At 78.8% G+C, this 1,495-nt stretch carries 1 protein-coding gene and 1 pseudogene; both read right to left on the minus strand.

The window, feature by feature from the left end; all coding sequences use genetic code 11:
• Positions 1 to 224: pseudogene (locus tag FGF04_RS41935) on the minus strand (type II secretion system F family protein); the annotation flags it as partial.
• 308 nt (positions 225 to 532) lie between these two features.
• A complete protein-coding gene (locus FGF04_RS39165) occupies positions 533 to 1,432 on the minus strand; it encodes a type II secretion system F family protein (protein ID WP_235882750.1) in 900 nt (299 codons plus the stop codon).
• Positions 1,433 to 1,495 lie beyond the last annotated feature (63 nt).

The following is a 1,495-nucleotide window of genomic DNA, read 5'->3' on the forward strand; positions in this document are numbered from 1 at the left end:
CCCACCGCCCGGGCGGCCAGGACCGGACTCGCGCCCGCCGCGATGCAGGCGGCCAGCAGGTCGGCGGCGAGGGGCAGTTGCCGTGCGGCCCGCACCGCGTCGAACTCCTCCACCGGTACCGGTCTGCGCTGCCACCGCCACGTCCCGAACGCCGCCGCCAGTCCCACCGCGGCTCCGGTCGCGCCCCCGACGAACACCCAGCAGGCGCTCAGAGCACCGATCACCGGCAACCATCGCCGCACGGCGGCACGCGTCCGCGAGCGCCACTCGGGGGAGACCGGCCCAGGAGAGGCCCGCCCGGGGAAGGCAGACTCGGGAAAGGCCCGCTCGGGAGAGCCCCGCTCACGAGAAGCCATCTCGCGAGCCGCCCCCTGTGTCGCCGGTCCGCGCTCCTCGCCCCCGGATGTCAGCAGCGCATCCAACCGCCCGCGCACCCTCCTCCTCCGTCGCGTCGCGCCCAGGGTCCCGGCCAGCACCCACACCCCCGCCGCCACGCACAGCGCCACTCCCAGCCTGTGGACGACCTCCGCGCTCATGCCGCCTCCGCTCCCCGTACGATCCGCAGCGCCCACCACAGGCCGGCGCCCTCCAGCGCCCCGCCGACCAGCAGGCAACCGAAGCCCGCCCCGGTGTGCAGCACGACCTGCAGCGGGTCGGCGCCGAGCGCGGTCCCCAGGAGCAGGCCGAGCACCGGCAGCCCCGCGAGCAGCACCGCCGTCGACCGGGCTCCCGCCAACTGGGCGCGCAGGTCCGCACGTTGATCGCGCTCGGCACGCAGGGCGCCTTCCAGCCGGTCGAGCCCGGCCGCGAGCCCCGCGCCCCGGTCCACTGCGACGCGCCAGCACGCGGCGAGCCCCAGCAGTCCTTCGGCGCCCGGCCGCCGCGCCGCTCCGGCCAGGGCGTCGGGCACGTCCCCGCCGAACCGGGCCGCCGCCAGCACCGCCGCCTGCGCGTCCCCGAGCCCTCCCGAGTCCCTGGCGGCGGCGAGCAGCGCCTCGCCCGGCTGCCGGCCGGCCCGCACCTCCCCCGCGAGGGTGCCGCACAGCGCGATCACCGCGGAGGCCCGCCGGTCGTGCGCCCGCCGCTCCGCTCCGGCCCGTCGGGCCCGCCGCACCAAGGGGACCCCGAGCGCCCCCAGGACGACCGGCACCACGGACGCCCCGAGCAGGCCGACCGCCAATCCGGCGACCAGCGCCMACCACTCGCCCCGCGCGCCGTGCAGCCGTCGGAGCCGTTCCCCCAGCCGTACGGCGTGCTCGAACGACGACGGCCGGGCCCCCGCCGCACCGTTCCCGGTGCCACCACCGCCGCCGTCACCGCCACCGACACCCGCGCAGACCGCCTGCACCCGGCCCGCTCCCGGACGCCGGGACCCGGCCATCAGCCAGGCGGCCGCCCCGGCGCAGACCGTCGCCGCCCCCACCACCGACATCCCGGCGATCCCCGTCACAGCCCCACTCCCCTCGCACCCGGACCATCCGCGCCCCAAACACCC

It is taken from the genome of Streptomyces apricus (genome assembly GCF_008369065.1).
Taxonomy (GTDB): domain Bacteria; phylum Actinomycetota; class Actinomycetes; order Streptomycetales; family Streptomycetaceae; genus Streptomyces; species Streptomyces apricus.